We start from the raw sequence: 21671 nt of genomic DNA, 5'->3' as shown, positions 1-21671 counted from the left end.
TTGATAATTCGGTTACTTTTGTGATAAAACAGTTATATTACGTAGTTAAAAGTCTATCATCCCTATACTATGCTTCCTATTTTTCAACTGCGCATCATTGATGCTATAAATTCTTCCTACACTTATCTTTCTTAATGTATCATTATTTTGAGGAAGTTAACAACATATTCTAGCGGGAAGCGATTTCGTACGCCTACTGGTAGCAAGCTTTTGTTATTTACACTGTGTATTATCTGGGCAGTCTTGTTCCCGCTATTTTCAATAGGGCAAAATGCAGATCAGTACAAAAGACTGGATAGCTTACTGGCTAAAAATCAGAATTATAATCAGTTTGACAGCACTAAAGTTAAAATACTTACCGAAGTATATCGACAATACATGCGCATGAAAGATGTAGATCGCATGGAAGATTATGCCGATCGTACAATACAGCTGGCACAACAATTAAAACTTAGAAAGTTTGTTGCCATTACCTATTATCGAAGAGGTTTGTTTTATCATGGTCGAGCCAATTATGGTAAAGCTGAATCAAATTATCTATTCGCGATAGCTGAATATAATCAGCTCAAAAATTTAGATATGATTGCGGGTACCTACTTAAACTTAGGAGCCATGTATGCCGGCATACCAGATTATGCCAAATCACTCGAGGTAAACCAAAAAGCGATAGCCATTTACGAAAAAATGGGCAACGAATCAGATATGGCGAGTTGTTACACCAACATCGCCAGTATCTATCAGAATCTTGGAAAAGCCAGTCAATCGCTAATTTATCTCCAAATGGCCCTTAAGGTTTTTATGAAAGATGATGAAAGTGTGAGAGGTGTTTCTGTGGTGTATAATTTAATGGGCTCTGCCTATTTCGATGCTTCTAAGGAAGAATTAAATAAGATGGGCAACACAGATAAAGAACGTTTGCAAATTGCTCTTTTCAACTTTGAAAAATCTCTGGCCCTCGCCGAATCATTAAAAGATAATGGACTAATCGCATCTAATAAACGTAACATTGGGAACGTTTACAATGAAATGGGTGAAAATGATCTGGCGTTAAAATCTTATCAAAAAGCTATCCAAATAAGTCAGGTTGGTGACGATAAGAATATGCATGCAGAATGTTTGTATGCGCTAGGCCATTTCTACCGCAAGCAGAAAGATTTTGATAATGCAATAGTGCTTTATTCGAGCAGTTTCGCGATAGCGAAAGAAAATAATTTTTTGGAAACAAAGAAAAACGCGGCGCTAGGTTTAAGCGATGTTTATGAAGTTTTGAATAATTATGATGAATCTTTGGCATTTTACAAGGAATATATTTTAGTAAGGGATCAGATTTTTAACAAAGAAAAGGAACGGGAAATTACCCGCAGGCAAATGCAGATCGACTTCGGTTTTAAAGAAAAGGACTATCAGTTTAAACAAAAGATAACCGATATTGAGTTACAAAAACAGGTTTTATTAGCCAGGCAACAACAACAGGAGCTATTTTTAAGAAAGCAGCAACTGATATTGAGTGATAAGGAAAAAACTCTACAACGTTTTACCTTTTTGAAGAAACAAGCTGATCTGGAGATGGATCGGCAATTGCAAAAGAACAAGTTTGAAAGAGCAAAGCTGCAATCAAAGTATGAAACTTCGCTACGCGATAAGCAAATAATCAAGCAAGAACAGCAAATCAACTTTGATTGGCGGGTAAAAATATTTTTGACAGTTGCAATTACGCTAGTGCTTCTAACTGCATTTCTTATCTGGTTAAATCAGAGGAAGACCACTAGATTGAATATCATTATTAATACCCAAAAAAGGCAGTTAGAACAATTAAATAGAGTAAAAGATCGGATATTCAGTGTGGTGAGTCATGATATGCGAACACCTATAAATTCACTCATATCATTTATACAACTCCTGGAAGGTGGAAATATAGAACAGGAGAAACTAACAAAATATGCTTCATCTTTAAAAAATAACTTAAGTTATACTTCAACGATGATGGAAAACCTATTGAATTGGGCAGCTAGCCAAATGCAAGGCTTTAATCCACATTTGGAGGTGCTCAAACTTCAAGATTTAGTGGTTGAGGTGATCAAATCAATGCAAGATCATGCTCATCAAAAAAATATTTCCATAGCAAATCATATAAAAGAAAAAGTGGAGTGTAAAGCAGATGCAAATATGCTGACGCTCGTCATCCGGAACCTTTTAACAAATGCAGTTAAATTTACACCTCAAGGTGGTGAAATTACGTTGAGTTCCATATCAAATGCGAATAATATCGAAATAAAAGTTGCTGATAATGGTGTTGGACTAAGTTCTGGCCAGATCAATCATTTCAACAAATCAGAATACCTGGCGACTGGTGAGAGTAGTTTAGGCACCAACAATGAAAAGGGGACTGGACTGGGATTAATGCTTTGCCGAACGTTTATAACCTTAATGGAGGGCCAGATAAGAGTAGAGCCAAATGAGGGTAGAGGAACGACCTTTACAATAACCTTACCTAAATAATTGGGTTGGCTGTTAGGCAAATCTACTTCTATCTGGTTAACAGAAAGAATCAGCAACTTATTTAGTAAATCTGGATAGTATTTTTTTATCTATTGAATTTTCCATCAATTCTTGTCTATTTGCCGAACTGATTGGAACTACGAAATTGAAATCTAAATGAACCTCATGGTTGGTTAATGTGGCAATATGGTTTATATTGATGATATATTGCTTGTGCACACGTGCGAAGATTTCTTTCGGAAGCTGCTTTTCCAGATTTTTCAGGCTAACTAAGATAATGTGTTTATCGCTGCTGGTAAACAGTTTCGAAAAGTCTCCCATACTTTCGATATAGATTACGTCATCATATTTTAGCTTGCTTATGCCTTTGGTTTCCTTAAAATAGAAAAAATCTTTTTGATCATTTTTAGATTGGCTATGATCGGTTCCATCATTAATGAATTGCTTTTTTAACTCGAGATATTCAATTGCTTTGTTGGTCGCTTTTAAAACTCTCTCAAATGTGGCTGGTTTCACTACAAAATCAATCGCATCTAAATCGTAGCTCTCTACCGCATATTCACTATGCGAGGTAATGAAAATAAATAAGGGCTTTTGTTTAATAATTTTTAAAAGGGCAGTTCCAGATAGCTCAGGCATGTCAATGTCGGAGAACACAATGTCGATATCAGTATTGGATAATATGCTAGCTGCTTCAATAGCGTTTGTACAAATCTTTACGATTTCTAATGATGGAATTTTTTTGAGGTGCATTTCGAGCGCATCTCGCTCAATTTCATTATCGTCAACGATAATACATTTATACAACATTGTTGGATTTATTAAATTTATAATAATACAGGCTTAACACCGTATTGTTTTAAATATACTTCAAAATAATGTCGATTGATATTAAATTTTTTTAATAGCCCTATTCCTTATTATTACTGTTCTTATTTCTTACGTTTTCCTGTAAATTTTTTTTCTCCTGCTTTTATTGCTAATTCCAGATTGTTCTCTTCTGGAGGGACCGGGCAGCGATAACCATCGCTATAAGCACAATAAGGATTGTAAGCTTTATTAAAGTCCACCTCTATTTTGTTACCATTAATTTCTTTGGAACTCAGGTCGATATATCGGCCGCCGCCGTAAGTTTCTACATTATTCGTTTCGTCAGTAAAGGGCAGAAAAAGTAAATCTTTATAAGCTGGGTTACTGGCCAAAGCAATGCTTTTGTATAAAGTCATCGTTATGGCTCTATCATTTAAATTGAAGTTAATCTTTGCACAGCGATAAAATTCCTTGCTCGTTCCATCGTAGGTCGGCATTTTGAAAACCTTCTCATTTGTTAGCATCTCCACATCGGCTAAAATTTTATAATTGCTGTCTGCATCATAAAAGTGAAGATTTTGCAAATCGTTTTCTTTCAAGGGAGAATTGGATTCTTTTAGAAAATCTTGTTTATATTTTTCGCGGTGTGTGCTAATTTGCTCAGAATAGGATTGAGCGAAAGAGTGTAAACCAAAGAAAAGAAATAGGATAGGGAGGAGTTTTATCATGATCTATCGTTAATATATGTTGTCAGTCTGAGGGGTATCTATTTCATAAAAATCAATATTAATGACGTTAAGAAGGGTCGTCATTGCGAGGCACGAAGCAATCTCCTTTAATAAAATAGTATTACAAATAAGATTGCTTCTCCCGATAAAATCGGGAGAAGCAATGACGGAAAGTTAAAAACGTCAATGGTAGCTTGTTGAAGACTTTTTAGGTGCTTTCGGGTTGAGTGTTAAGAAAGGAAAAAATCCTAAAAATCAAGTTATTATCCACAAGATTTCTCCACTGCGGTCGAAATGACGGCTTTAAGCTAGATCACACTCGCTTTATTTCTCAAAAACTGGTCTGCCAATACTAATGCTGCCATAGCTTCAACAATTACAACGGCTCTTGGTACCACACAAGGATCGTGGCGGCCTTTCCCTTTAATTTCAGAAACCTCACCGGCTGCATTTATTGTTTGCTGATTGTGCATAATGGTAGCAACAGGTTTAAAAGCTGCTTTGAAAGTAATATCCATTCCATTGGAAATACCTCCCAGAATGCCACCAGCGAAATTCGTAGTCGTTTTAAATACTTTCGAATCAGCAGCTTTAGCTTGAGGAATATCGTTGTGTTGAGAGCCTCTTAATTCACTTCCGGCGAAGCCAGATCCATATTCAAAACCATGTACGGCATTGATGCTTAATATCGCTTTGCCTAAATCGGCATGTAGCTTGTCAAAAACAGGTTCACCTAAACCAGCCGGACACCCTTTAATCACACAGCCAATTTTACCGCCAACGGTGTCACCATCTTTTCTAACGGAGTCGATAAATTCAATCATTTCATGAGCCGTAGCAGGATCTGCACAACGAACGATATTTTCTTCCCGAATCTTTAACAACGCTGATAAATCGTTGCTTTCTAAATTTGGAGCCTCGATGGTTCCAACTGAAGTAACGTGAGCAAAAATTTCGACCCCTTGTTGCTTTAAAAACAATTTGGCAATTGCGCCTGCGGCAACTCTGGCAGCTGTTTCGCGGGCAGATGAACGTCCTCCACCTCGATGGTCGCGAATGCCATATTTTGCATCATACACATAATCTGCATGGCTCGGGCGGTAAACATCAACATTATGGCCATAATCTTTCGACCGCTGATCTTCATTTGGAATTAACAAAGCAATCGGCGTTCCTGTGCTTTTCCCTTCGAAAATACCAGATAGAATTTGAACAGTATCACTTTCTTTCCTTTGCGTAGTAATTTTCGATTGACCTGGCCTGCGTTTATCCAGTTCAGATTGGATAAAATCCATGTCGATATCCAATTGCGCCGGACAGCCATCAATTATTACCCCAATAGCTACGCCATGGGATTCGCCAAAGGTGGTGATGCGAAATAGTTGTCCGAATGAGTTGCCTGCCATATTATTTTAGATGTTAGATTTGAGATATTAGATTTGAGATTTCCCCTCAAAGTATATCTAAATTTGGTTGATTTCTTTTATTGTTATTTGAGTCTCACATCTAGTGTCTCAATTCTTATTTTTCTTTCACGTCGAATCCGGCTTTTTTCAAATCCTCCCAAAAGTAAGGATAAGATTTTTCTACAACTTGCATTTCTTCAATTTCTACTTCATCAATTAATAATGCGAGAGGTGCAAAAGCCATCGCCATTCTATGGTCTTCATAAGTTGCAATGGTGATCTTATTAGGAAAATGAAGTTCGTCGGTATTAAGTGTGTAAACCAGGTTGTTTTCAGTAAGCGTAACGCCGATTTTAGCAAGCTCATTCTGTAATGCCGCTATACGATCAGTTTCCTTAATCTTTAAGGTTTCCAAACCTGTAAACAACATATTTTTGCCTAAGGCTGCTGCGATGACAATAATGGTTTGCGCTAAATCAGGGCAGGTTTTTAAATCTAGAACCTGCGTTGTTTCCAACGATAAGCCTAAGTTGCTGATGGAGATTCCCTTTTCAGTTTTATCGGTAGCAATCCCGAAAATTTTCATTATTTTCTGGATTTGGCTATCGCCCTGTAAACTTTTCTCTTTTAGGGCAGGCAAATCGATTTCAGCTTCATCAGCCAAAGCCGCAATGCTATACCAATAAGAAGCTGCACTCCAATCTGGTTCAACAACTAGTGTTCCTGGTTTGAATGACTGTGGTTTTATTGTAATAGAATTGCCATTCCATGAGTGTTCAATACCAACTTCAGCCAGCATATCCAAGGTCATATCTACATATGGCTTTGAGGTAAGTTCACCTTCTATTTCTAAAGTTAAACCCTGAGGCAGAATAGGAGCAATCATCAACAAAGCTGAAATATATTGGCTACTGATATCACCTTTGATTTTTACCTCTGCTGTCTTTTGATGCAATGGACCAACAATGTTTAATGGCGGAAAGCCGTCGTTTTCTGCATAAGAAATATCCGCACCCAAAGTTTTCAAAGCTTCTGCTAAGATTCCGATTGGGCGTTGTTTCATACGCTCGGTTCCGGTTAATAAAAAGTTTCCATTCTTGGCAGAAAGATAAGCGGAAAGAAAACGCATCGCTGTTCCCGCAGGACCAACATCTACTGTTTTAGATTCCTGGATTTCTACCTCTAACTCTTCTTCAAGATTATTAAGAATGCCATTAAGTGTTACTGTATCAGCTGCGTTTGATAAGTTTTCTACCTTAACCAATTTTTTGCTTAAAGCGCTTATAATCAAGGCTCTGTTGCATTCGCTTTTCGAGCCTGTTAACTGGATTTCGGTATTAATATTCTTGGTTCCCTTAAAAGAAACTAAGGCATTTTTAGACATTTTATTGTGGTTTTAGCTCCACCCAACCCTCTCCAGAAGGGAGGGCTTTACAAGGAGCTTAGTACTTTCAAATTTATGAGTCATCATTGTGAGGATTGAAACAGTTAAAATGAGATTGCTTCGTGCCTCGCAACGACGTGGTGCTTTTTGCTTTGGTCTTTCAGCTTTAATCTTTAAGCTTTTACTTCTGTATGTTGCTCAGCAGCAATTCCTTTTGCAGCTTTGCCAGCATTCATAATTTCAGTTTGTTTACGAATTGATTCACCATGCATCAATTCCAGGAATTTCTCTGTAAAGTTTAAATCTAATTTCAAAGCCTTTGCGAAAGCATGACCTTTTTTAATGATAGCATCCCAACGGTTAACCTGTAAGATAGTTACTTGATTATCGCGTTTGTATTCACCAATTTTCTCTACAATAGCCATACGTTCAGCTAGTTTTTGCAATAATATATCGTCAATTTTGTCGATGTTTTTACGCAGATCGGCAAGTTTATCAGCGAAAGCTTCATTCGGTGCTTCTGGCTCCCGAACGGTTAAACGATCTACTAATTCAGCAAGTGCTGCTGGTGTAACTTGTTGTTTAGCATCTGTCCAGGCTACAGATGGATCAACGTGCGACTCAATCATCAAGCCTTGCATATCCAAATCCAACGCTTTTTGTGAGATATATGGGATTAATTCACGGTTTCCGCAAATGTGACTTGGATCATTGATGATCGGTAAATCCGGGCATAATGTTTTTAATTGAATAGCCAATTCCCACATTGGTTCGTTACGGAAAGAACTTTTTTCGAATGAAGAGAAACCACGGTGGATTGCTCCAATCTTGGTAATGCCAGCTCCGTTGATTCGCTCAATAGCACCAATCCATAATTGTAAATCAGGGTTTACCGGGTTTTTAATTAAAACCGGAACATCGTGACCTTTCAAAGCATCAGCAATTTCCTGAACCGTGAAAGGGTTTACTGTAGAACGTGCTCCAATCCAAAGAATATCAACACCAGCTGCTAAAGCTTCTTCAACGTGTTTTGCATTGGCAACTTCAACAGCGGTTGGTAAACCAGTTTCGGCTTTAGCACGTTTTAACCACTCTAAACCAATGCTTCCAATACCTTCAAATTCTCCCGGGCGTGTACGTGGTTTCCAGATACCAGCTCTTAAAACGGATACTTTGCCAGTTGCAGCCAACAAGTGTGCTGTGGTGAGTAATTGTTCTTCAGTTTCTGCACTGCATGGTCCCGAGATGATTAATGGTTCGTTGTTAACGTTTAACCAGGTGTTTAATGGTTGGATGTTTAAATTAAGTTTCATGATTTATGGGTTGTTTTTTAGTCCGGATTCTGAAGTCCGAAGATATATTTTAATAGCTTTTTATTTTTTTAATCGTAATTCGTAAATCTAAAATCTTTACGTTTCTACACTTTATCGTTCTTTTGATATTCGCCTAGAATATTAAAGTTTGAAGTATATTTTAATACTTTCCGAACTGCTTTGTCGTACTTTTCAGTACTGGGCCATTCTAAATCAACGTAAAAATAGTATTCGTTTCTTTTCCCTAACACCGGCATAGATTGTATTTTTGTTAAGCTTACCTCTTGTTCTGCAAATATGTTTAATACAGTTGCCAACGAGCCAGCTTTGTGGCCAACCTGAAAACAGATAGATGCCTTGTTTATTTTTTTACCCTCATCGGTTTTGTCTTTCTTAAGAATCAGAAAACGGGTATAGTTTTTTTTGTTTGATTCAACCCTTCTTTCTAAAATATTAAGGCCATATAATTCTGCAGCTAAACTATTTGCAATGGCCATTGTATCTGTTAATTTTTCCTCCTGGATACGTTTTGCGCAAGCTGCGGTGTCATTACTTTCAACGATTTTAATATGTGGATAATCGTAGAAGAAATCAATGCATTGGCGGATGGCGATAGGGTGTGAGGTGACGATTTTAATCTCTTCGAATTTTACGCCAGGCAAGGCCATTAAATGTAATTGGATAGGCAAATAAACCTCCCCAACTACAGAGAAGCCATAATCTCTGATTAAAGTGTAGTTTGGTAAAAGACTGCCGGCAATTGAGTTTTCGATAGCCATTACTACGAAGTCGGCCTCATTTTTCTCTAACTTATCGCAGGTTTCTTTAAAGGAATTACATTCTACCGTTTCAATGTTTTTACCAAAGAACTTGTAGGCTGCTTCTTCATGAAAAGATGCTTTAATACCTTGAATTGCTACTCGTTTTGTCGTTTCCATTTTTGCGTAAAACAAAAAAGTCCCGGCTGCTTGCCGGGACTTTTTTATACATTTTAATATTGTTATCTATCATTTTGCATATTAGCCCCGGCTCTTACTAAAATAGTAAAAGTAACCAAAGTAATATGTGTTGAATAATTTCATTTTCGTTTTTGAATGAGCCAAATGTAATAACAAAATTTAATTTGTCAATAGGAAAGTTAAAATATTTTTAATAAAATTTAATTTTTTTTGATTTAGACTGTTTTGTAGATGGGTATGAAATCGTTGATCCTGGGATTTTAATTGTAGTCGCCGTTACTTGAAAGCAACGGTAAGATATAAGTTGTTTAGAAAATATTCTGTTAGGGATCGGTAATTGTTGCCATGTTGATAGTAGTTTTGGCTGTCGATTATCGAAATAAAAGGATTTTACTTCGATTACAATATAAAATTTGCTTATAACTTTTTTTTGAAAGGTTTTTGATGAATATAACATGATAAAATTGCAGCAACCCTGAATGTTGTGTCATTCTGGGGGCACGAAGAATCTGCAACCTATGAAACATGTACCTGCGGCACACAGACTTTTGTCGTGTTAAGAATGACAAAAGTTTTTTAAACAATTGAACAACAGCACTCAATAAGCCAAAAGTACCGAGCATTCATTTCCAACATCTCTCAAACAAAAAACGATCTGTAAGATACAGACCGTTCAAATATTATCCTGTTGAGCTCAGTGTTCGCTGTTTTTCATCAAAATCTTTAATATTATTGGTTGCTAATGCTTCGGCGTCGTGTAATTCTTGCTGCATAATTTTCGCAATTTTGGTGCTTCCATCATGGCTCCAACCCGGAGGATTAAAAATATATTTTACCTTATCCATAAAAGTAGGAGCCTTTTTAACATCAGCAGAAAGGGCAATAAACTCGTGGAAAATAATATTGACGGGGCCAGTATCTTTTGGCTGAGTGGTTAAGCCATATTTGATTTTATCTTCAGGCAGTTCGGCTTGGAAAGTGCCAAACATTCTGTCCCAAAGGATTAAAACCATTCCCATGTTTTTATCCAGGTATCGCACATTACTGGCGTGATGAACTCGGTGATGTGATGGCGTTACAAAAATATATTCGTACCATTTAGGGAAATTGATTTTATACTGCGTGTGAACCAGGTTTCCGTAAATCTGCGTTACCAGATAAGCGAAAAGGATATCCATTGCTGTAAAACCCATAAAAGCTAGGGGCAAATAAAAGAATACCCTATAAAGCGGCTCAAAAACCGTAGATCTGAAACCTGTAGTTAAATTAAAATGCTCTGACGAATGATGCGTAACATGCATTGCCCAAAAGAAGCGAACATAATGGCCAACGGTATGCAGAAACCAATAAAGAAAATCCTGTGTCAAAATAAGGACTAACCAATAGATCCAAATATTAGAGATTTCAAAAAGACGGAATTGATAGCAATATTCCAGGAGGAAAAATGTTGCGGTTTTCATGCCGAGGTTAATTACCACGGCAACAATCATCAGATAAATATTTGTCCAGGTATCGCGTTTGGTGTATAGCTTTTTATCGTGAGCGTAGCTGAAATACATCTCCACCAGGGTGAGTACAATCACAAAGCCAAACAAACCTCCAACCGATACGTCGCTTCCGGTAAACTTCATTTTATAAACTATTATAGTACGCTAAACTGCTTAAAATATCGGCTGTGCTTACACGGCAGTTGAACGTGCATTTGCCTGTTGTTTCTAATAGGGAGAATAAAATATTTCCATCCTCGTTCTTCTTGTCGCTTTTCATCAGCTCTAAAAGCGTTTCGAAACTTTCATTTTTGATCTGATATTTAGGATATAACGATAAAATATAATCGCTGATATCTTTCAATTCTTCCTTTGCTAACCCGCTGTTTTTAACAGATAAAGCGGCCTCACAAACGAAACCAATAGCAATTGCCTCGCCGTGTGTAAGTGGATTTTCGTCATTAGCCAGTGAATAGCTTTCTACGGCATGCCCGATAGTATGACCGAAATTCAGGATCTTCCGCAGATTTTTTTCGTGTGGATCAATCGTTACCACTTCGTTTTTAATTTCAACTGACCGATAGATATCTTCGGCAGATGGTATTAAATAATCAGTAGTTTTTAACTTCTCATAATAGGGTTTGTCGTAGATTAAACCGTGTTTTATCATTTCGGCAAAGCCTGATAGCAATTCGCGTTTGGGCAGGGTTTTTAAAAATTCAGTTTCGATAAAAACCATTTGTGGTAGGGTGAAGGTACCTACCATGTTTTTTACATTATCGATATCAATGCCGGTTTTACCACCAACAGAAGCATCAACCTGCGAAAGTAGGGTAGTGGGAACGTTGATAAAATCAATGCCGCGTTTGTAGGTTGAGGCAATAAAACCACCCATATCTGTAATTACGCCACCACCTAAATTTATCATCAAACTTTTACGGTCGGCTTCAAAATCCAAAAGCGTTTTCCAGATACCAATACAAAAATCGATGTTTTTGTTTTCCTCTCCTGCAGAAGTTTCAATCAAGTCGAACTCCGCAAAATCATCCATCATCGATTGAAAAACGGGCAAGCAAATTTCGCTGGTATGTTCATCAGCAAGAATAAAAACCTTGCTGTATTTATTGCTTTCAAGAAGTGTTTTTAAGGCATCTAACTTACTTTCGAAGTAAAGCGAATGACCTGCGCTGGTTAAAGTTTCCATTATATTACCTCAATTTTATCTTGTTCAAAAGAGATGATATCGCCAACTCTCACTTTGTAGCGTTTGCGAAATTCTACTTCGCCGTTGCATTTTACAAGACCATCCATCACAGCCGCCTGAGCGTCTCCACCAGTACCAACTAATCCAGTCGCTTTTAACAATTGGATAAGTGGAATAAATTCGCCTTCTAATTTGAATTGTATCATTTTGCTGCAAAAATACGATTATTTCGAGGTTTTACGTTCGTAGAATGGATGCTTTTTATAATTTTGCATCTAGCTGACTTATTATATAACAAATGATTGAATCATCACCCAATAAACAACCCAATTTCGACAATACAGAAGTAGCCTTTCGTCAAAAAAGCAATGCTGAGCTAAAAAAAGCGTTTTGGTTGTTTAAAATGATTGGGAGCAACTTTTTAACTAAAGTTGGCCCACCGATCACTAATTTCTTTCTTAATATAGGTTTACCTATTCAAGGAGCCATTAAAGCCACTATTTTTCAACAGTTCTGTGGGGGAGAAACCATTGCCGAATGCGATAAAGCTATTGAACAACTGGCTAAAGGTGGTGTTGGAACGATCCTGGATTATTCTGTTGAAGGTGAGGAAGAAGAGGTGGTTTTTGATGAAACATGCCAGGAAATTATTCGTACTATCTTAAGGGCTGATGGCGATAAAAATATCCCGATAACAGTTTTCAAAATTACAGGAATTGGTCGCTTTGCTTTGTTAGAGAAATTAGATGCGAAACAAGCTCTAACTACAGATGAAAATGCAGAGTTTGAAAAGGTGAAATTACGTTGTGAAATGATTTGTCGCACAGCTTTTGATAAAGGCGTGCCGGTAATGATTGATGCAGAGGAAACCTGGATTCAGAATACGATTGATGAATTAGCGCTGGATATGATGCGTAAATTTAATAAGGAGCGCATAATTGTTTACAATACTTACCAAATGTACCGCCATGATAAACTAGCAGATATGAAGGCAGATCACTTGATTGCTAAAGCTGCTGGCTTCATTTTGGGGGTGAAAATGGTTCGTGGTGCCTACATGGAAAAAGAACGCAAACGTGCTGCAGAGATGGGTTACCCTTCTCCAATTCAGCCAGATAAAGCTTCTTCAGATAGAGATTACAATGAGTCTTTACGTTATTGTGTAGATCATATTGAGGAAATTGCCATCGTTTGCGGAACGCATAATGAAGATAGCAGTCGGCTATTAACCTACCTTTTAGATGAGAAGAAAATAGCGCATAATCATCACCATGTTTATTTTGCACAGCTTTTAGGGATGAGTGATAACTTAAGCTTTAATCTTGCAGATGCCAACTATAATGTAGCCAAATACGTCCCTTACGGACCAATAAAAGCGGTAATGCCCTATTTATTTAGAAGAGCACAGGAAAATACTTCTGTTGCCGGACAAACGGGTAGGGAATTAGGCCTAATTGAAAGGGAATTGAAAAGGAGAAAGCTTTAATTGTATTTCAGGGATGATGTTGATGATTAGGAAATGAGCCTTCAGTAGTTTTTCGGATAATTCAGTCCCGCTTTTTGCTTCAATCTTTTTGTCATTGTCAGCCTAAGCTTGTTGAAGATGTGCATTAAAAAGTATTTACGCTACAATCGGGTTTAAATACCCTAAGTTAGTTGAATAATCCGCACTTATCCATTTTTCCGGGTATTCTGTGTTTCCGTGGCAAAATTTTTTTAACTATGGAATAAAACCTCTGAACCGCTTTAACGATAATACCCTAAGGTAAATTCGTGGTGACAACCTGTAAAGAACTTCGAATAAAAATCAAAATGATAAATTATTTCCTAACCACAAATCCCTGTTTTCCTGTTAGCAGATTATAAAAAAGAATAAAATCGCTGGCTAAACTATAACCTGGATATTGAAATGTAGCAGGTTTGTTTTTCTCGAAAAAGAAATGTCCCACCCAGGCAAAGCCATAACCCAAAACCGGCATTGCCAAGAAGAAACGCCAATCGTGGAATAAAAAGCCTGTAAAAAACGCCAACACTACTAGGCCTGTTCCAACAAAATGAAGTATTCTGGATGTTGTGTTGCTATGTTCACTTAAATAGTGAGGATAAAATTCTTTAAGTGATTTGAATTTCTGTTCTATCATTGTTCAATTACAAAATGCCATTTTTCCTCAAGAAATTCTCAAGTTGCGCGGGTTTTTCGGTCATCAACAGGGTGCTTAATCCCACCTTTTTCGCACCTTCAATATGTTGAGGACTGTCGTCGATAAACAAAGTTTCGGCTGGATCCAGATTATTTTCTTTCAAAACCTGTTCGAAAATGTTTGTATTTGGCTTGCGCAATTTCATGTGTTGAGAAAAGTAAGCTCTCTCAAAATAGTCATCGTAATTATTTAGCTCAAAGGTAGTTTTTAAATAATTTATGATCCAATCGTAATGAATTTCATTGTTATTACTTAACAAAAATGTACGGTATTTCTTTTTTACTTCTAATAATAAAGCATGGTTTTCCTGAATTGTTCCGACTAATAAACTATTCCAGGCTTCATCAATTTGCGCATCGGTTAGGTCTGGTTTATTTGCAGCATTTCTGATACCAGCTCTAAACTCGGCGGGAGAAATTGCGCCTGTTTCAAAATCATCAAACAATTGATTATGTGCTTTATGCGCAAAGAAATTTTCTATATCAGTTATGCCAAGCTTTTGAAACGAAGCTTGAGCGATTTTAAAATCAATATCGAAAATTACGTTGCCGTAATCAAAAATGATGTTTTTAATGTGTTCCATGAGTAGTTAAACTTTTTGCAAATATCTCCAAATATTTAATAATATAGGTAGAAAACTGAAAAACACTGTTTCCACTCGAAATTATTTAATTACTAGAATCGTTCCATCATCTTTGATTTTATAATAGTATTGTTTCTCTTTTTTTCGATCAAGTATTTCAATTTGTTCAACTTCACCTTTTTTTCCAGTATCATCTTTGATCAAATCTCCTTCTTTAACATCATCAAGCACTTTCGATGACGTTTTTTTATTTACATTTTTCATGATAGGAATATTTTTTCTGTTATATAGTATTAAACATTTCTTAACGATTATAAGTTTTTTTAGGTGCCAAAGCTTTGCTCGCTTTAAGTAATCAACTTTTAATCATTTAAAATCTATTATTTGCAATTGCATGTCTACTACATCGCATTCATTAATTCTAATTTAATAGTTTTACACAAACGCTCAATTAACTAAACTATGAACGGTGTAATTACAGCTTACAATAAGCAAAGAGGTTTTGGATTAATTTCCCAGGAATTAGTAATAAAAAGTATCTATTTTGATATCGTAGATTGTAAAGCAAAAGGTCTCTTCATTGGTAGCGCAGTAGAATTCGACCTTGCTATAACTAAAAAAGGAACAGTCGCCAAAAACATTATGGGCGTCTCCAAAGAGGTTGGAGTATAAACGACTTATTGGTCCTTAGAAGATCGCTAAACCTTTCTTTAATCAACGATTGTGTGAAAACCAAAACTATAGGTTGTATTTCGCATAAATCATTTGAATGTCATCGAAAATATTGTAGATTACATGAATGGACGACAAATTGAACTTTATCTTAGGGCTTGTATTTATTTTGAGCGGAATTTCTGTTTTCTGGGTAATTTTTGCAAGTAAGAAAATATAACTAAGCCAGCCATAAGTATCGCAAAATTAAAAGATTGCAATTATCATAAGTCTTCATGATTTTAGTTTTATCCAACTAAATTCTGGTTTAGCAGGTTCCTCTGTTTCAATTTCCTTTCCAATCCATTAAGTTTTTCAAACTTTATCTATTTTGATATGTTTATTAATCTAAAATGTTCAAAATAAATGCAAGGCACAGTTAAATTTTACAATGAATCAAAAGGTTTTGGTTTCATTAAAGCTGAAAACGGAGAAGAAATCTTCGTTCACATTACGGGATTGGTTGATAAAATCAACCAAGATGATCAGGTAGAGTTTGAGGTTACCCAAGGAAAAAAAGGATTAAATGCTGTGAACGTTAAATTGGTTTAAGTGATGCGGTTAGGAACAGTAAAATTTTATGATGATGAAAAGGGATTCGGCTTAATAACGCCTTCAAACGGTGGGAAAGATTTGGTTGTTTCCGCTCAAGGATTGGTAGATAAAATTAAAACAAAAAATATTGTGGTTTTTGATTTGAATTTTTCTAATAGCAACGTGGAGGTGATTAAAGTATCGGTATTAAAATCTTAAGTCATCATCTATTAATAATATGTAAAAAGCGAACTAAGATTAGTTTGCTTTTTTTTTGAGTCAAATTTGGCGTTCGGATGCATTTACATGCTATAATTCTGGTCTCAAAATGAATGACCATTTGGTAAAAAGGCAGCGCTAACTCTTCTATGGATTGTGGTTCAAAAGATATCTTCTTAAAATTTACTGCATTGCGAAGACTATAAAATTATAAAAACTTAATATATTGTAACCTAATATCTAAATCACTGTCTCATATATAATGCGAACGAAATCCTTAAAAAAAGCTTAATACCTCTATGATACAGCTGGAGGTTATCACTGGACATTACAAAAGTGAAATGGCGTTGCCGGCCAATTTCCCAATGAGAATATTGGTTGTAAAAGAGGCTCGCGGATATTTGCGCATGAATTCTGGAGATTACGATCTGTTAAATGGAAGAATATTTTTCATCCCTGAGGAAGGTTTAGTTCGGTTGGATGGAGAAGTAATAATAGGCTATTGGTTAACTTTTAGTAGTGTTTTATATGCCGAATTCCTCCTTCAACACCTCGATCCGTTGGCAAAAAATCTTTTTCTCAAACTCTCATACCAAGATTTAGATGAGAACGGGTCGAAAAAGACTTTTAGTTTGCTCAAACAACTGCAAAAAGAGATTGATGCGCAAAAAGATGCTGCCTACCTCTCACAATATTTGTCGTTATTTTTAGGTTACACCGCAAATTTAGATGGCTATCTGGCTGCACTAAGCCTAGATGAACTTCAACAAGTTTTACGCTTTAGGGCAATCTTAGAGCAGTTTTATAAGCAAGAACGTTCTATTAAATTTTATGCCGAAGGCATGGGGATAAGTCCAAGGAAACTCAATTTATTTTTGGACCATGTTTTAGGCAAAAGTCTATCAGCACTAATTAAGGATAGAATAATGAGAGAGGCAGAAGAACTTCTGTTACATTCTGATTATTCGGTACATGAAATTGCAGCTATTTTGGGTTTTGAAAGAACTTCTAACTTTACAACAAACTTTAGAAGATACAAGGGTATTTCGGTAAATCAATTTACGCTTCAAGAATTAAAAATTAATGCTGCTGTTAAGAAATAGATCTGATTAGATTTAATTTCTTGCAAGAAACAGGTTTTATTACCTCACCACATATCTTGCCTCGGCGCCATACGCGTAAAGTAGTCTGGCTGTTTCTATTCAGCCGCATTAATTTCAAGCTAAATTAAAAATTCTATTTTAAAAACAAGATATTAATCTAAATTAAATGTCAATAATGAGCCAAAGTTGATGATATGTACTAGTCCTCAAACAAATAGCCACTATAGGCTAGTCCTTTCGCCACGCTTTTAAAGTTATCACCAGAATTTAGCGGAATATGGGGAAATTTAGTTCTAAATAAATTTTGTACTGCAGAAACCATCGATGTTCCTCCAGTTAAAAATAAACAATCGATCTCATTGGCGTTTATTTTATAAGTTTCCATAAATTGATTGAGGTAAACTTCTATCTTATTTACATCCTTTTCGATAATGTCATTGTATTGATTTAATGAAATATTCTCGTCGATTTCAATATCCATGTTAGAATACTTAAAGCCGGAAGCAGGAAGGTCAGACAACTCTATTTTTGTTTTTTCTATCGATCTGAATAAAGAGTAGCCGAGGTTATTTTCTATCAGTGTAATTAAATTTTTAAACTTCGGATCATTTCCTGAATAATAATAATACTCCTCAATCTCTTTTTGAATCTTTAAACCATTAAAGAAATTCATTTTATCCCAAGTACAAATGTTGGCAAATAGCGATTTAGGAACATTTAATATTTTGCCTGGTGTAGCTTCATAGGTAGTATTTTTTCCAAAGTATGGTGTTCCTCTATCCCACATAAATGCAGAGTCCAAACTATCGCCACCAATGTAAATGCCTCCCGACGCGATCATATCATTCTTCCTGTCTTTGCTGCCAACTTTTTGAGGATCTAGAATTAAATAGGTGAAATCTGTTGTTCCTCCCCCTAAGTCGGCTACCAACACCCTTTCTTTCTTAGTAATCGTTTTTTCATAGGCAAACGCGGCGCCGATCGGTTCAAATTGGAAACGGACATCTGTAAAGCCCGCATTTTCTGCGGCTTTCTTTAATCGGCTCTGCGCCAGACTATCTTTTTGGGTGTTATCATCATCAAAAAACACCGGACGTCCGATTACTGCCTTTTTGCATTCCCCGCCAGTAATTTTATCGGCTTTTGCTTTTAAATCTTGCAAAATCAACGTTACCAAATCGGCTGCGGTGTATCTTTTGTTGTGGATTCTGGTTTCGGTAAAGGTTGTTCTTGATAGAATTTGCTTAATAGATTTGATAAATCTTCCTTTCATTCCATCATTCAAATAGGCTTCGATTGCCTTTTCGCCAACAATATGACTTTCGCCATTTACAAAGCTTTTCGCTTCTGTAAAATAAATTAAAGATGGTATGGAGATGGTTTCCACAATCACTTTTTTTTCTTCATCATATATAGATAGCGCCGAATTGGTTGTCCCAAAGTCGATACCGTACAGAAACTTACTCATGGTTAACGAATTTTTGTATGTATTTAAGAAATCCTTATTTTAAGCAGGATCTATATTCAGCTACGCTGAAATGATATGATAAAACTAATTAAGCAAAACCTAAGAACTGCTTTCGCGTAATAATTTAAGGCGCAAATGTTGCAAAAAATTGCTAAATAAATAACAATATTGAAATTTATTTTAAAGCGATAAAATAAGCGCCTGAAAACCAAAGTATATCATATTACGTTCATATCTTTACACGTCATCCAATTGAGGATGTCATCTTGATGAACTCGGAGTATCGCCCCTGTACAGCGGGTAGGTAAAACGAGAAAAATGAAAATCATCACCAAATTTCCTTCAGCAGGTTGTAACAGTTTTTATTCAGAAGTTAGGCAAAGGGTAAATCAGGGTTTTATAAATCGCGGTTTAACAATTAATGCTGATGGATTTATGTGGCTGAAAACAATTATATTTCTAAGCATTTTCTGCGTCCTGTATTTTACTATTTTATTTTCGGATGTAAAGTTTATTTATTTGACGCTGCTCACTTTGAGCCTGGGCGTTACCTGTGCATTTATAGGTTTTAATGTTTGCCATGATGCCATTCATGGTTCATTTTCTGCAAATAAAAAAGTAAATAAAGCGTTAGGGATGATCTTCCACTTGCTTGGTGCCAGTCCGTATGTTTGGAATATTACACACAATGTGGTTCACCATACTTACACTAATATTCCTGGTCATGATGAAGATATTGAAATTGCGCCAGGACTCATTCGAATTTGTAAGGAAGATGAACTAAAGCCGCATCAACGTTTTCAGCAGTGGTACGCTTTTCCATTATACGGCTTAGCCTCGATCTCGTGGGCATTGCGAAAAGATTATAAAAAATTCTTTCAGAAGCGGGTTGGTGCTAGGGAAAATGTTCATCCCAAAATCGAATATTTTAATCTGTTTTTTTATAAGTTTCTATATTATTTTTTATTTATTGCGGTTCCAATTTTGGTGATGGATGCTGCCTGGTGGCAGGTGTTAATTGGTTTTGTGATCTTGCATATTGCGCAAGGGGTAACAATGGGGTTAGTTTTTCAATTGGCACACGTAGTTGAGGGAACGGCCTTTCCAGTTCCGGATGCCGTTGGAAATATGGAAGAAGTTTGGGCGGAACATCAAATGCATACCACAGCAAATTTCGCTACAAACAGTCCTGCTGCTGCTTTTTTTCTTGGCGGATTAAACAGGCAAATTGAACATCACCTTTTTCCGAAAATATGCCATGTTCATTATGGCTGGATATCAGGAATAGTAAAAGCAACAGCATCCGAATTCGGGTTGCCTTATCATGAAAACCCTACTTTCTTAAAAGCCTTGGCTTCCCATTATCGCATGCTTAAAAAAATGGGTACTAGCGAAGTTTAATTTCTATAATAGTCGGTCTACCATTTATTGACTTTTAAAAATGATCATTTAGGAAGATCAAACTTGTACTATTTGTTATAAATTGGCATTTCTTAAAATTTATTTATGGCAAAATTAGAAGTTTGGCAGAGAGGACTATTACAGGACCTCGAACCTCTGTTGCAGCCTGTTGGTCATGCGATTTTACAGGCGCAAGAAGAGTTACATGAATATTTGCACGATTTTCCTGCTGCTCTTTTGTGGCAAAAGCCTGCCGGTATGGCATCTGTAGGCTTTCATCTGCAGCATCTTTCAGGCGTGTTGGACCGTGTTTTTACTTACGCCAGAAATGAAAGTTTAACACCATTTCAGTTTAAGCAACTGGAAGAAGAGGGGTTTGACAGTGAAAATGGATACACTGTTCAATCATTGATGGAGAGGTTTGATGGGCAAATTATTATCGCCATGAAGCAACTTAGAGAAACTGACGTAAATACCCTGACTGAATTTAGAGGGATTGGGAGAGCGGGTTTACCTTCTACCGTAATGGGTTTACTTTTTCATGGAGCCGAGCATACCATGAGGCATTTAGGGCAATTAATGGTTACAGCGGCTGTAGTAAAGCAAAACCATACAAATCAATAGTTCATATTTAAAGCAATTACATCTTCGGCTATAATGCCATGCTTGGTTTCTATTTGTCTTTTGGCTTTGTCAAGCTGATTTACCTCATCAGAAATTTGTTTTAAAAACAGATCTGCTTGCTTATAGGCCAAATAATTTCCTATTTTTTGAATGATGGTATCAGCGAAAAATATTTGGATAGCTAGAAAGGAAACTAAAAATATATAATGAGAAAAAATAATTTGTTTTGTCCCATTTAAGCCTAATCGATAAGCCAAATAATCTAAAATAATTGGAATAATTAGTATGGGAAGAAACGAATAAAGCTTGGATTGAAGCTGTATCTTTTTTTCAGTTTCTTCAACCTGTAATAGTTGTCTTTCTAATTTCGCTTTTAAAGGCAAATCTCGATTGGATCTTGATTGGTCGATTTCCGCTAATTGTTTCCCAAACGCAACGTCTATTTGGCTCATGCTTTCCAGCAGTGAAAGCTCATCATCATTAAGTTTTTCCTGATCGGCAACAATCGCTTCCTGCTCGGTGATTAGACGCTCCATTTCATCCAGATCTTCAGGAATCCCTAAATAGAGTTTCTGTTCAACAACTAAAATCCTATCGTCTATTGTTTGTCTGATATCTTTAAGTTTTTGGTGCTGCTTCCTTAATGCTTCTTTTTGTAAATCATAATTGCCTTGAACCTGCAATAAGTTTACTGCAAATTCCAATTTTTCCAATTCGGTTTCATTAACAGATACACGTTTGTAAATTTCTCTGATTAATTCAAATTTATCTTTGGTGGAGGATAATTGTACAAGCTGCTTATCGTAGTTTGAAAGGTCTTTTGGCGAAAGAGAAAGGATTGGCATTAATGATTAATGTTAGGCAGTAAAATTATAAAATTTATTTAACGACACGTGTTTAAATAACGCCATATTTCATGATATGGTTTTTTTAGTTTCAGCTGTTTAGATGAAAAAAAGATTGCTCAAATTTTTTGGAATACCGAACGATGAGTTTTAATAAAACTCCATTTCTGCTCCTTTGATGGATATTTTCCA

22 protein-coding genes are annotated in these 21671 nt (G+C 36.2%); 8 read left to right on the top strand and 14 right to left on the bottom strand.

Translation table 11 applies throughout. The features are described from left to right. Positions 1-147: 147 nt before the first annotated feature. Entirely contained in the window at positions 148-2499 is a 2352-nt protein-coding gene (locus tag ASE92_RS12240; RefSeq protein WP_157255728.1) for a tetratricopeptide repeat protein, read from the top strand. Positions 2500-2556: 57 nt separating this feature from the next. Here ASE92_RS12240 and ASE92_RS12235 read toward each other — a convergent pair whose 3' ends face one another. From ASE92_RS12235 to ASE92_RS12195, 9 genes are all read right to left on the bottom strand, one after another. After that, positions 2557-3309 carry a LytTR family DNA-binding domain-containing protein gene (locus ASE92_RS12235; protein WP_056850378.1) on the bottom strand — a complete coding sequence of 251 codons (753 nt, stop codon included), beginning with the start codon at positions 3307-3309 and terminating at the stop codon, positions 2557-2559. A 122-nt stretch (positions 3310-3431) separates the two neighbouring features. Then, positions 3432-4037, bottom strand: a complete 606-nt coding sequence (locus ASE92_RS12230; protein ID WP_056850377.1) for a DUF1684 domain-containing protein — start codon at positions 4035-4037, stop codon at positions 3432-3434. Between the two features lie 308 nt (positions 4038-4345). Then, positions 4346-5443, bottom strand: a complete 1098-nt coding sequence (gene aroC / locus ASE92_RS12225; RefSeq protein WP_056850376.1) for a chorismate synthase — start codon at positions 5441-5443, stop codon at positions 4346-4348. A 115-nt stretch (positions 5444-5558) separates the two neighbouring features. Continuing rightward, on the bottom strand, positions 5559-6827 hold the full coding sequence (aroA, locus tag ASE92_RS12220) for a 3-phosphoshikimate 1-carboxyvinyltransferase (RefSeq protein WP_056850375.1): 1269 nt from the start codon (positions 6825-6827) through the stop codon (positions 5559-5561). A 173-nt stretch (positions 6828-7000) separates the two neighbouring features. Then, the gene (locus tag ASE92_RS12215; protein ID WP_056850374.1) at positions 7001-8140 is read right to left on the bottom strand and encodes a chorismate mutase; all 1140 of its coding nucleotides are present in this window, start codon (positions 8138-8140) and stop codon (positions 7001-7003) included. A 104-nt stretch (positions 8141-8244) separates the two neighbouring features. Beyond that, positions 8245-9078 (bottom strand): prephenate dehydratase, encoded by an 834-nt coding sequence (locus ASE92_RS12210; protein WP_056850373.1) that lies wholly within the window; start codon positions 9076-9078, stop codon positions 8245-8247. A gap of 701 nt (positions 9079-9779) precedes the next feature. After that, positions 9780-10730 carry a sterol desaturase family protein gene (locus ASE92_RS12205; RefSeq protein WP_056850372.1) on the bottom strand — a complete coding sequence of 317 codons (951 nt, stop codon included), beginning with the start codon at positions 10728-10730 and terminating at the stop codon, positions 9780-9782. A gap of 1 nt (position 10731) precedes the next feature. Continuing rightward, entirely contained in the window at positions 10732-11790 is a 1059-nt protein-coding gene (gene aroB, locus ASE92_RS12200; protein ID WP_056850371.1) for a 3-dehydroquinate synthase, read from the bottom strand. Then, positions 11790-11996, bottom strand: coding sequence for an RNA-binding S4 domain-containing protein (locus ASE92_RS12195; RefSeq protein WP_056850370.1), 207 nt, complete (start codon positions 11994-11996; stop codon positions 11790-11792). The genes aroB and ASE92_RS12195 overlap by 1 nt, the downstream gene beginning before the upstream one ends. A gap of 92 nt (positions 11997-12088) precedes the next feature. Here ASE92_RS12195 and ASE92_RS12190 point away from each other — a divergent pair, with 92 nt between their 5' ends. Continuing rightward, complete coding sequence (locus ASE92_RS12190; RefSeq protein WP_056850369.1) at positions 12089-13276, top strand: proline dehydrogenase family protein; 1188 nt, start codon at positions 12089-12091, stop codon at positions 13274-13276. A 334-nt stretch (positions 13277-13610) separates the two neighbouring features. Here the strand turns inward: ASE92_RS12190 and ASE92_RS12185 are convergent, their stop codons facing one another. From ASE92_RS12185 to ASE92_RS12175, 3 genes are all read right to left on the bottom strand, one after another. Beyond that, positions 13611-13931, bottom strand: coding sequence for a DUF962 domain-containing protein (locus ASE92_RS12185; RefSeq protein WP_200926408.1), 321 nt, complete (start codon positions 13929-13931; stop codon positions 13611-13613). Positions 13932-13938: 7 nt separating this feature from the next. Then, positions 13939-14574, bottom strand: coding sequence for an HAD family phosphatase (locus ASE92_RS12180; RefSeq protein ID WP_056850368.1), 636 nt, complete (start codon positions 14572-14574; stop codon positions 13939-13941). Positions 14575-14655: 81 nt separating this feature from the next. Further along, positions 14656-14838, bottom strand: coding sequence for a hypothetical protein (locus tag ASE92_RS12175; protein WP_056850367.1), 183 nt, complete (start codon positions 14836-14838; stop codon positions 14656-14658). Positions 14839-15036: 198 nt separating this feature from the next. Here ASE92_RS12175 and ASE92_RS12170 point away from each other — a divergent pair, with 198 nt between their 5' ends. From ASE92_RS12170 to ASE92_RS12155, 4 genes are all read left to right on the top strand, one after another. Continuing rightward, positions 15037-15246, top strand: coding sequence for a cold shock domain-containing protein (locus ASE92_RS12170; protein WP_056850366.1), 210 nt, complete (start codon positions 15037-15039; stop codon positions 15244-15246). 405 nt (positions 15247-15651) lie between these two features. Next, positions 15652-15837, top strand: coding sequence for a cold-shock protein (locus ASE92_RS12165; RefSeq protein WP_056850365.1), 186 nt, complete (start codon positions 15652-15654; stop codon positions 15835-15837). 3 nt (positions 15838-15840) lie between these two features. Continuing rightward, entirely contained in the window at positions 15841-16038 is a 198-nt protein-coding gene (locus ASE92_RS12160) for a cold-shock protein (protein WP_056850364.1), read from the top strand. A gap of 299 nt (positions 16039-16337) precedes the next feature. Continuing rightward, positions 16338-17141 carry an AraC family transcriptional regulator gene (locus ASE92_RS12155; RefSeq protein WP_056850363.1) on the top strand — a complete coding sequence of 268 codons (804 nt, stop codon included), beginning with the start codon at positions 16338-16340 and terminating at the stop codon, positions 17139-17141. Positions 17142-17340: 199 nt separating this feature from the next. On the opposite strand, the gene ASE92_RS12150 is transcribed toward ASE92_RS12155, so the two are convergent. Beyond that, the gene (locus ASE92_RS12150; RefSeq protein ID WP_056850362.1) at positions 17341-18609 is read right to left on the bottom strand and encodes an Hsp70 family protein; all 1269 of its coding nucleotides are present in this window, start codon (positions 18607-18609) and stop codon (positions 17341-17343) included. A gap of 318 nt (positions 18610-18927) precedes the next feature. Between ASE92_RS12150 and ASE92_RS12145 the strand changes: the two genes are divergently transcribed. After that, positions 18928-20010: an acyl-CoA desaturase gene (locus ASE92_RS12145; protein WP_056850361.1), complete on the top strand. Its 1083-nt coding sequence runs from the start codon at positions 18928-18930 to the stop codon at positions 20008-20010. 105 nt (positions 20011-20115) lie between these two features. Beyond that, complete coding sequence (locus ASE92_RS12140) at positions 20116-20634, top strand: DinB family protein (protein ID WP_056850360.1); 519 nt, start codon at positions 20116-20118, stop codon at positions 20632-20634. Here the strand turns inward: ASE92_RS12140 and ASE92_RS12135 are convergent. Further along, the gene (locus tag ASE92_RS12135; RefSeq protein WP_235527355.1) at positions 20628-21338 is read right to left on the bottom strand and encodes a hypothetical protein; all 711 of its coding nucleotides are present in this window, start codon (positions 21336-21338) and stop codon (positions 20628-20630) included. The genes ASE92_RS12140 and ASE92_RS12135 overlap by 7 nt on opposite strands. Between the last annotated feature and the right edge of the window lie 333 nt (positions 21339-21671).

The organism is Pedobacter sp. Leaf41 (genome assembly GCF_001422545.1).
Classification (GTDB): Bacteria; Bacteroidota; Bacteroidia; order Sphingobacteriales; family Sphingobacteriaceae; genus Pedobacter.
Note: the sequence above shows the minus strand (reverse complement) of the source record. Positions and strands in the feature narration are given on the sequence as shown.

What these genes read in the sequence shown, in the direction of transcription:
- ASE92_RS12215 (WP_056850374.1), bottom strand. Translation starts at nt 8,140, where the DNA reads ATGAAACTTAATTTAAACATCCAACCATTAAACACCTGGTTAAACGTT.
- aroC (WP_056850376.1), bottom strand. Translation starts at nt 5,443, where the DNA reads ATGGCAGGCAACTCATTCGGACAACTATTTCGCATCACCACCTTTGGC.
- ASE92_RS12180 (WP_056850368.1), bottom strand. Translation starts at nt 14,574, where the DNA reads ATGGAACACATTAAAAACATCATTTTTGATTACGGCAACGTAATTTTC.
- ASE92_RS12195 (WP_056850370.1), bottom strand. Translation starts at nt 11,996, where the DNA reads ATGATACAATTCAAATTAGAAGGCGAATTTATTCCACTTATCCAATTG.
- ASE92_RS12185 (WP_200926408.1), bottom strand. Translation starts at nt 13,931, where the DNA reads ATGATAGAACAGAAATTCAAATCACTTAAAGAATTTTATCCTCACTAT.
- ASE92_RS12155 (WP_056850363.1), top strand. Translation starts at nt 16,338, where the DNA reads ATGATACAGCTGGAGGTTATCACTGGACATTACAAAAGTGAAATGGCG.
- ASE92_RS12235 (WP_056850378.1), bottom strand. Translation starts at nt 3,309, where the DNA reads ATGTTGTATAAATGTATTATCGTTGACGATAATGAAATTGAGCGAGAT.
- ASE92_RS12140 (WP_056850360.1), top strand. Translation starts at nt 20,116, where the DNA reads ATGGCAAAATTAGAAGTTTGGCAGAGAGGACTATTACAGGACCTCGAA.
- ASE92_RS12210 (WP_056850373.1), bottom strand. Translation starts at nt 9,078, where the DNA reads ATGGAAACGACAAAACGAGTAGCAATTCAAGGTATTAAAGCATCTTTT.
- ASE92_RS12170 (WP_056850366.1), top strand. Translation starts at nt 15,037, where the DNA reads ATGAACGGTGTAATTACAGCTTACAATAAGCAAAGAGGTTTTGGATTA.
- ASE92_RS12175 (WP_056850367.1), bottom strand. Translation starts at nt 14,838, where the DNA reads ATGAAAAATGTAAATAAAAAAACGTCATCGAAAGTGCTTGATGATGTT.
- aroA (WP_056850375.1), bottom strand. Translation starts at nt 6,827, where the DNA reads ATGTCTAAAAATGCCTTAGTTTCTTTTAAGGGAACCAAGAATATTAAT.
- ASE92_RS12145 (WP_056850361.1), top strand. Translation starts at nt 18,928, where the DNA reads ATGAAAATCATCACCAAATTTCCTTCAGCAGGTTGTAACAGTTTTTAT.
- ASE92_RS12165 (WP_056850365.1), top strand. Translation starts at nt 15,652, where the DNA reads ATGCAAGGCACAGTTAAATTTTACAATGAATCAAAAGGTTTTGGTTTC.
- ASE92_RS12190 (WP_056850369.1), top strand. Translation starts at nt 12,089, where the DNA reads ATGATTGAATCATCACCCAATAAACAACCCAATTTCGACAATACAGAA.
- ASE92_RS12205 (WP_056850372.1), bottom strand. Translation starts at nt 10,730, where the DNA reads ATGAAGTTTACCGGAAGCGACGTATCGGTTGGAGGTTTGTTTGGCTTT.
- aroB (WP_056850371.1), bottom strand. Translation starts at nt 11,790, where the DNA reads ATGGAAACTTTAACCAGCGCAGGTCATTCGCTTTACTTCGAAAGTAAG.
- ASE92_RS12230 (WP_056850377.1), bottom strand. Translation starts at nt 4,037, where the DNA reads ATGATAAAACTCCTCCCTATCCTATTTCTTTTCTTTGGTTTACACTCT.
- ASE92_RS12150 (WP_056850362.1), bottom strand. Translation starts at nt 18,609, where the DNA reads ATGAGTAAGTTTCTGTACGGTATCGACTTTGGGACAACCAATTCGGCG.
- ASE92_RS12160 (WP_056850364.1), top strand. Translation starts at nt 15,841, where the DNA reads ATGCGGTTAGGAACAGTAAAATTTTATGATGATGAAAAGGGATTCGGC.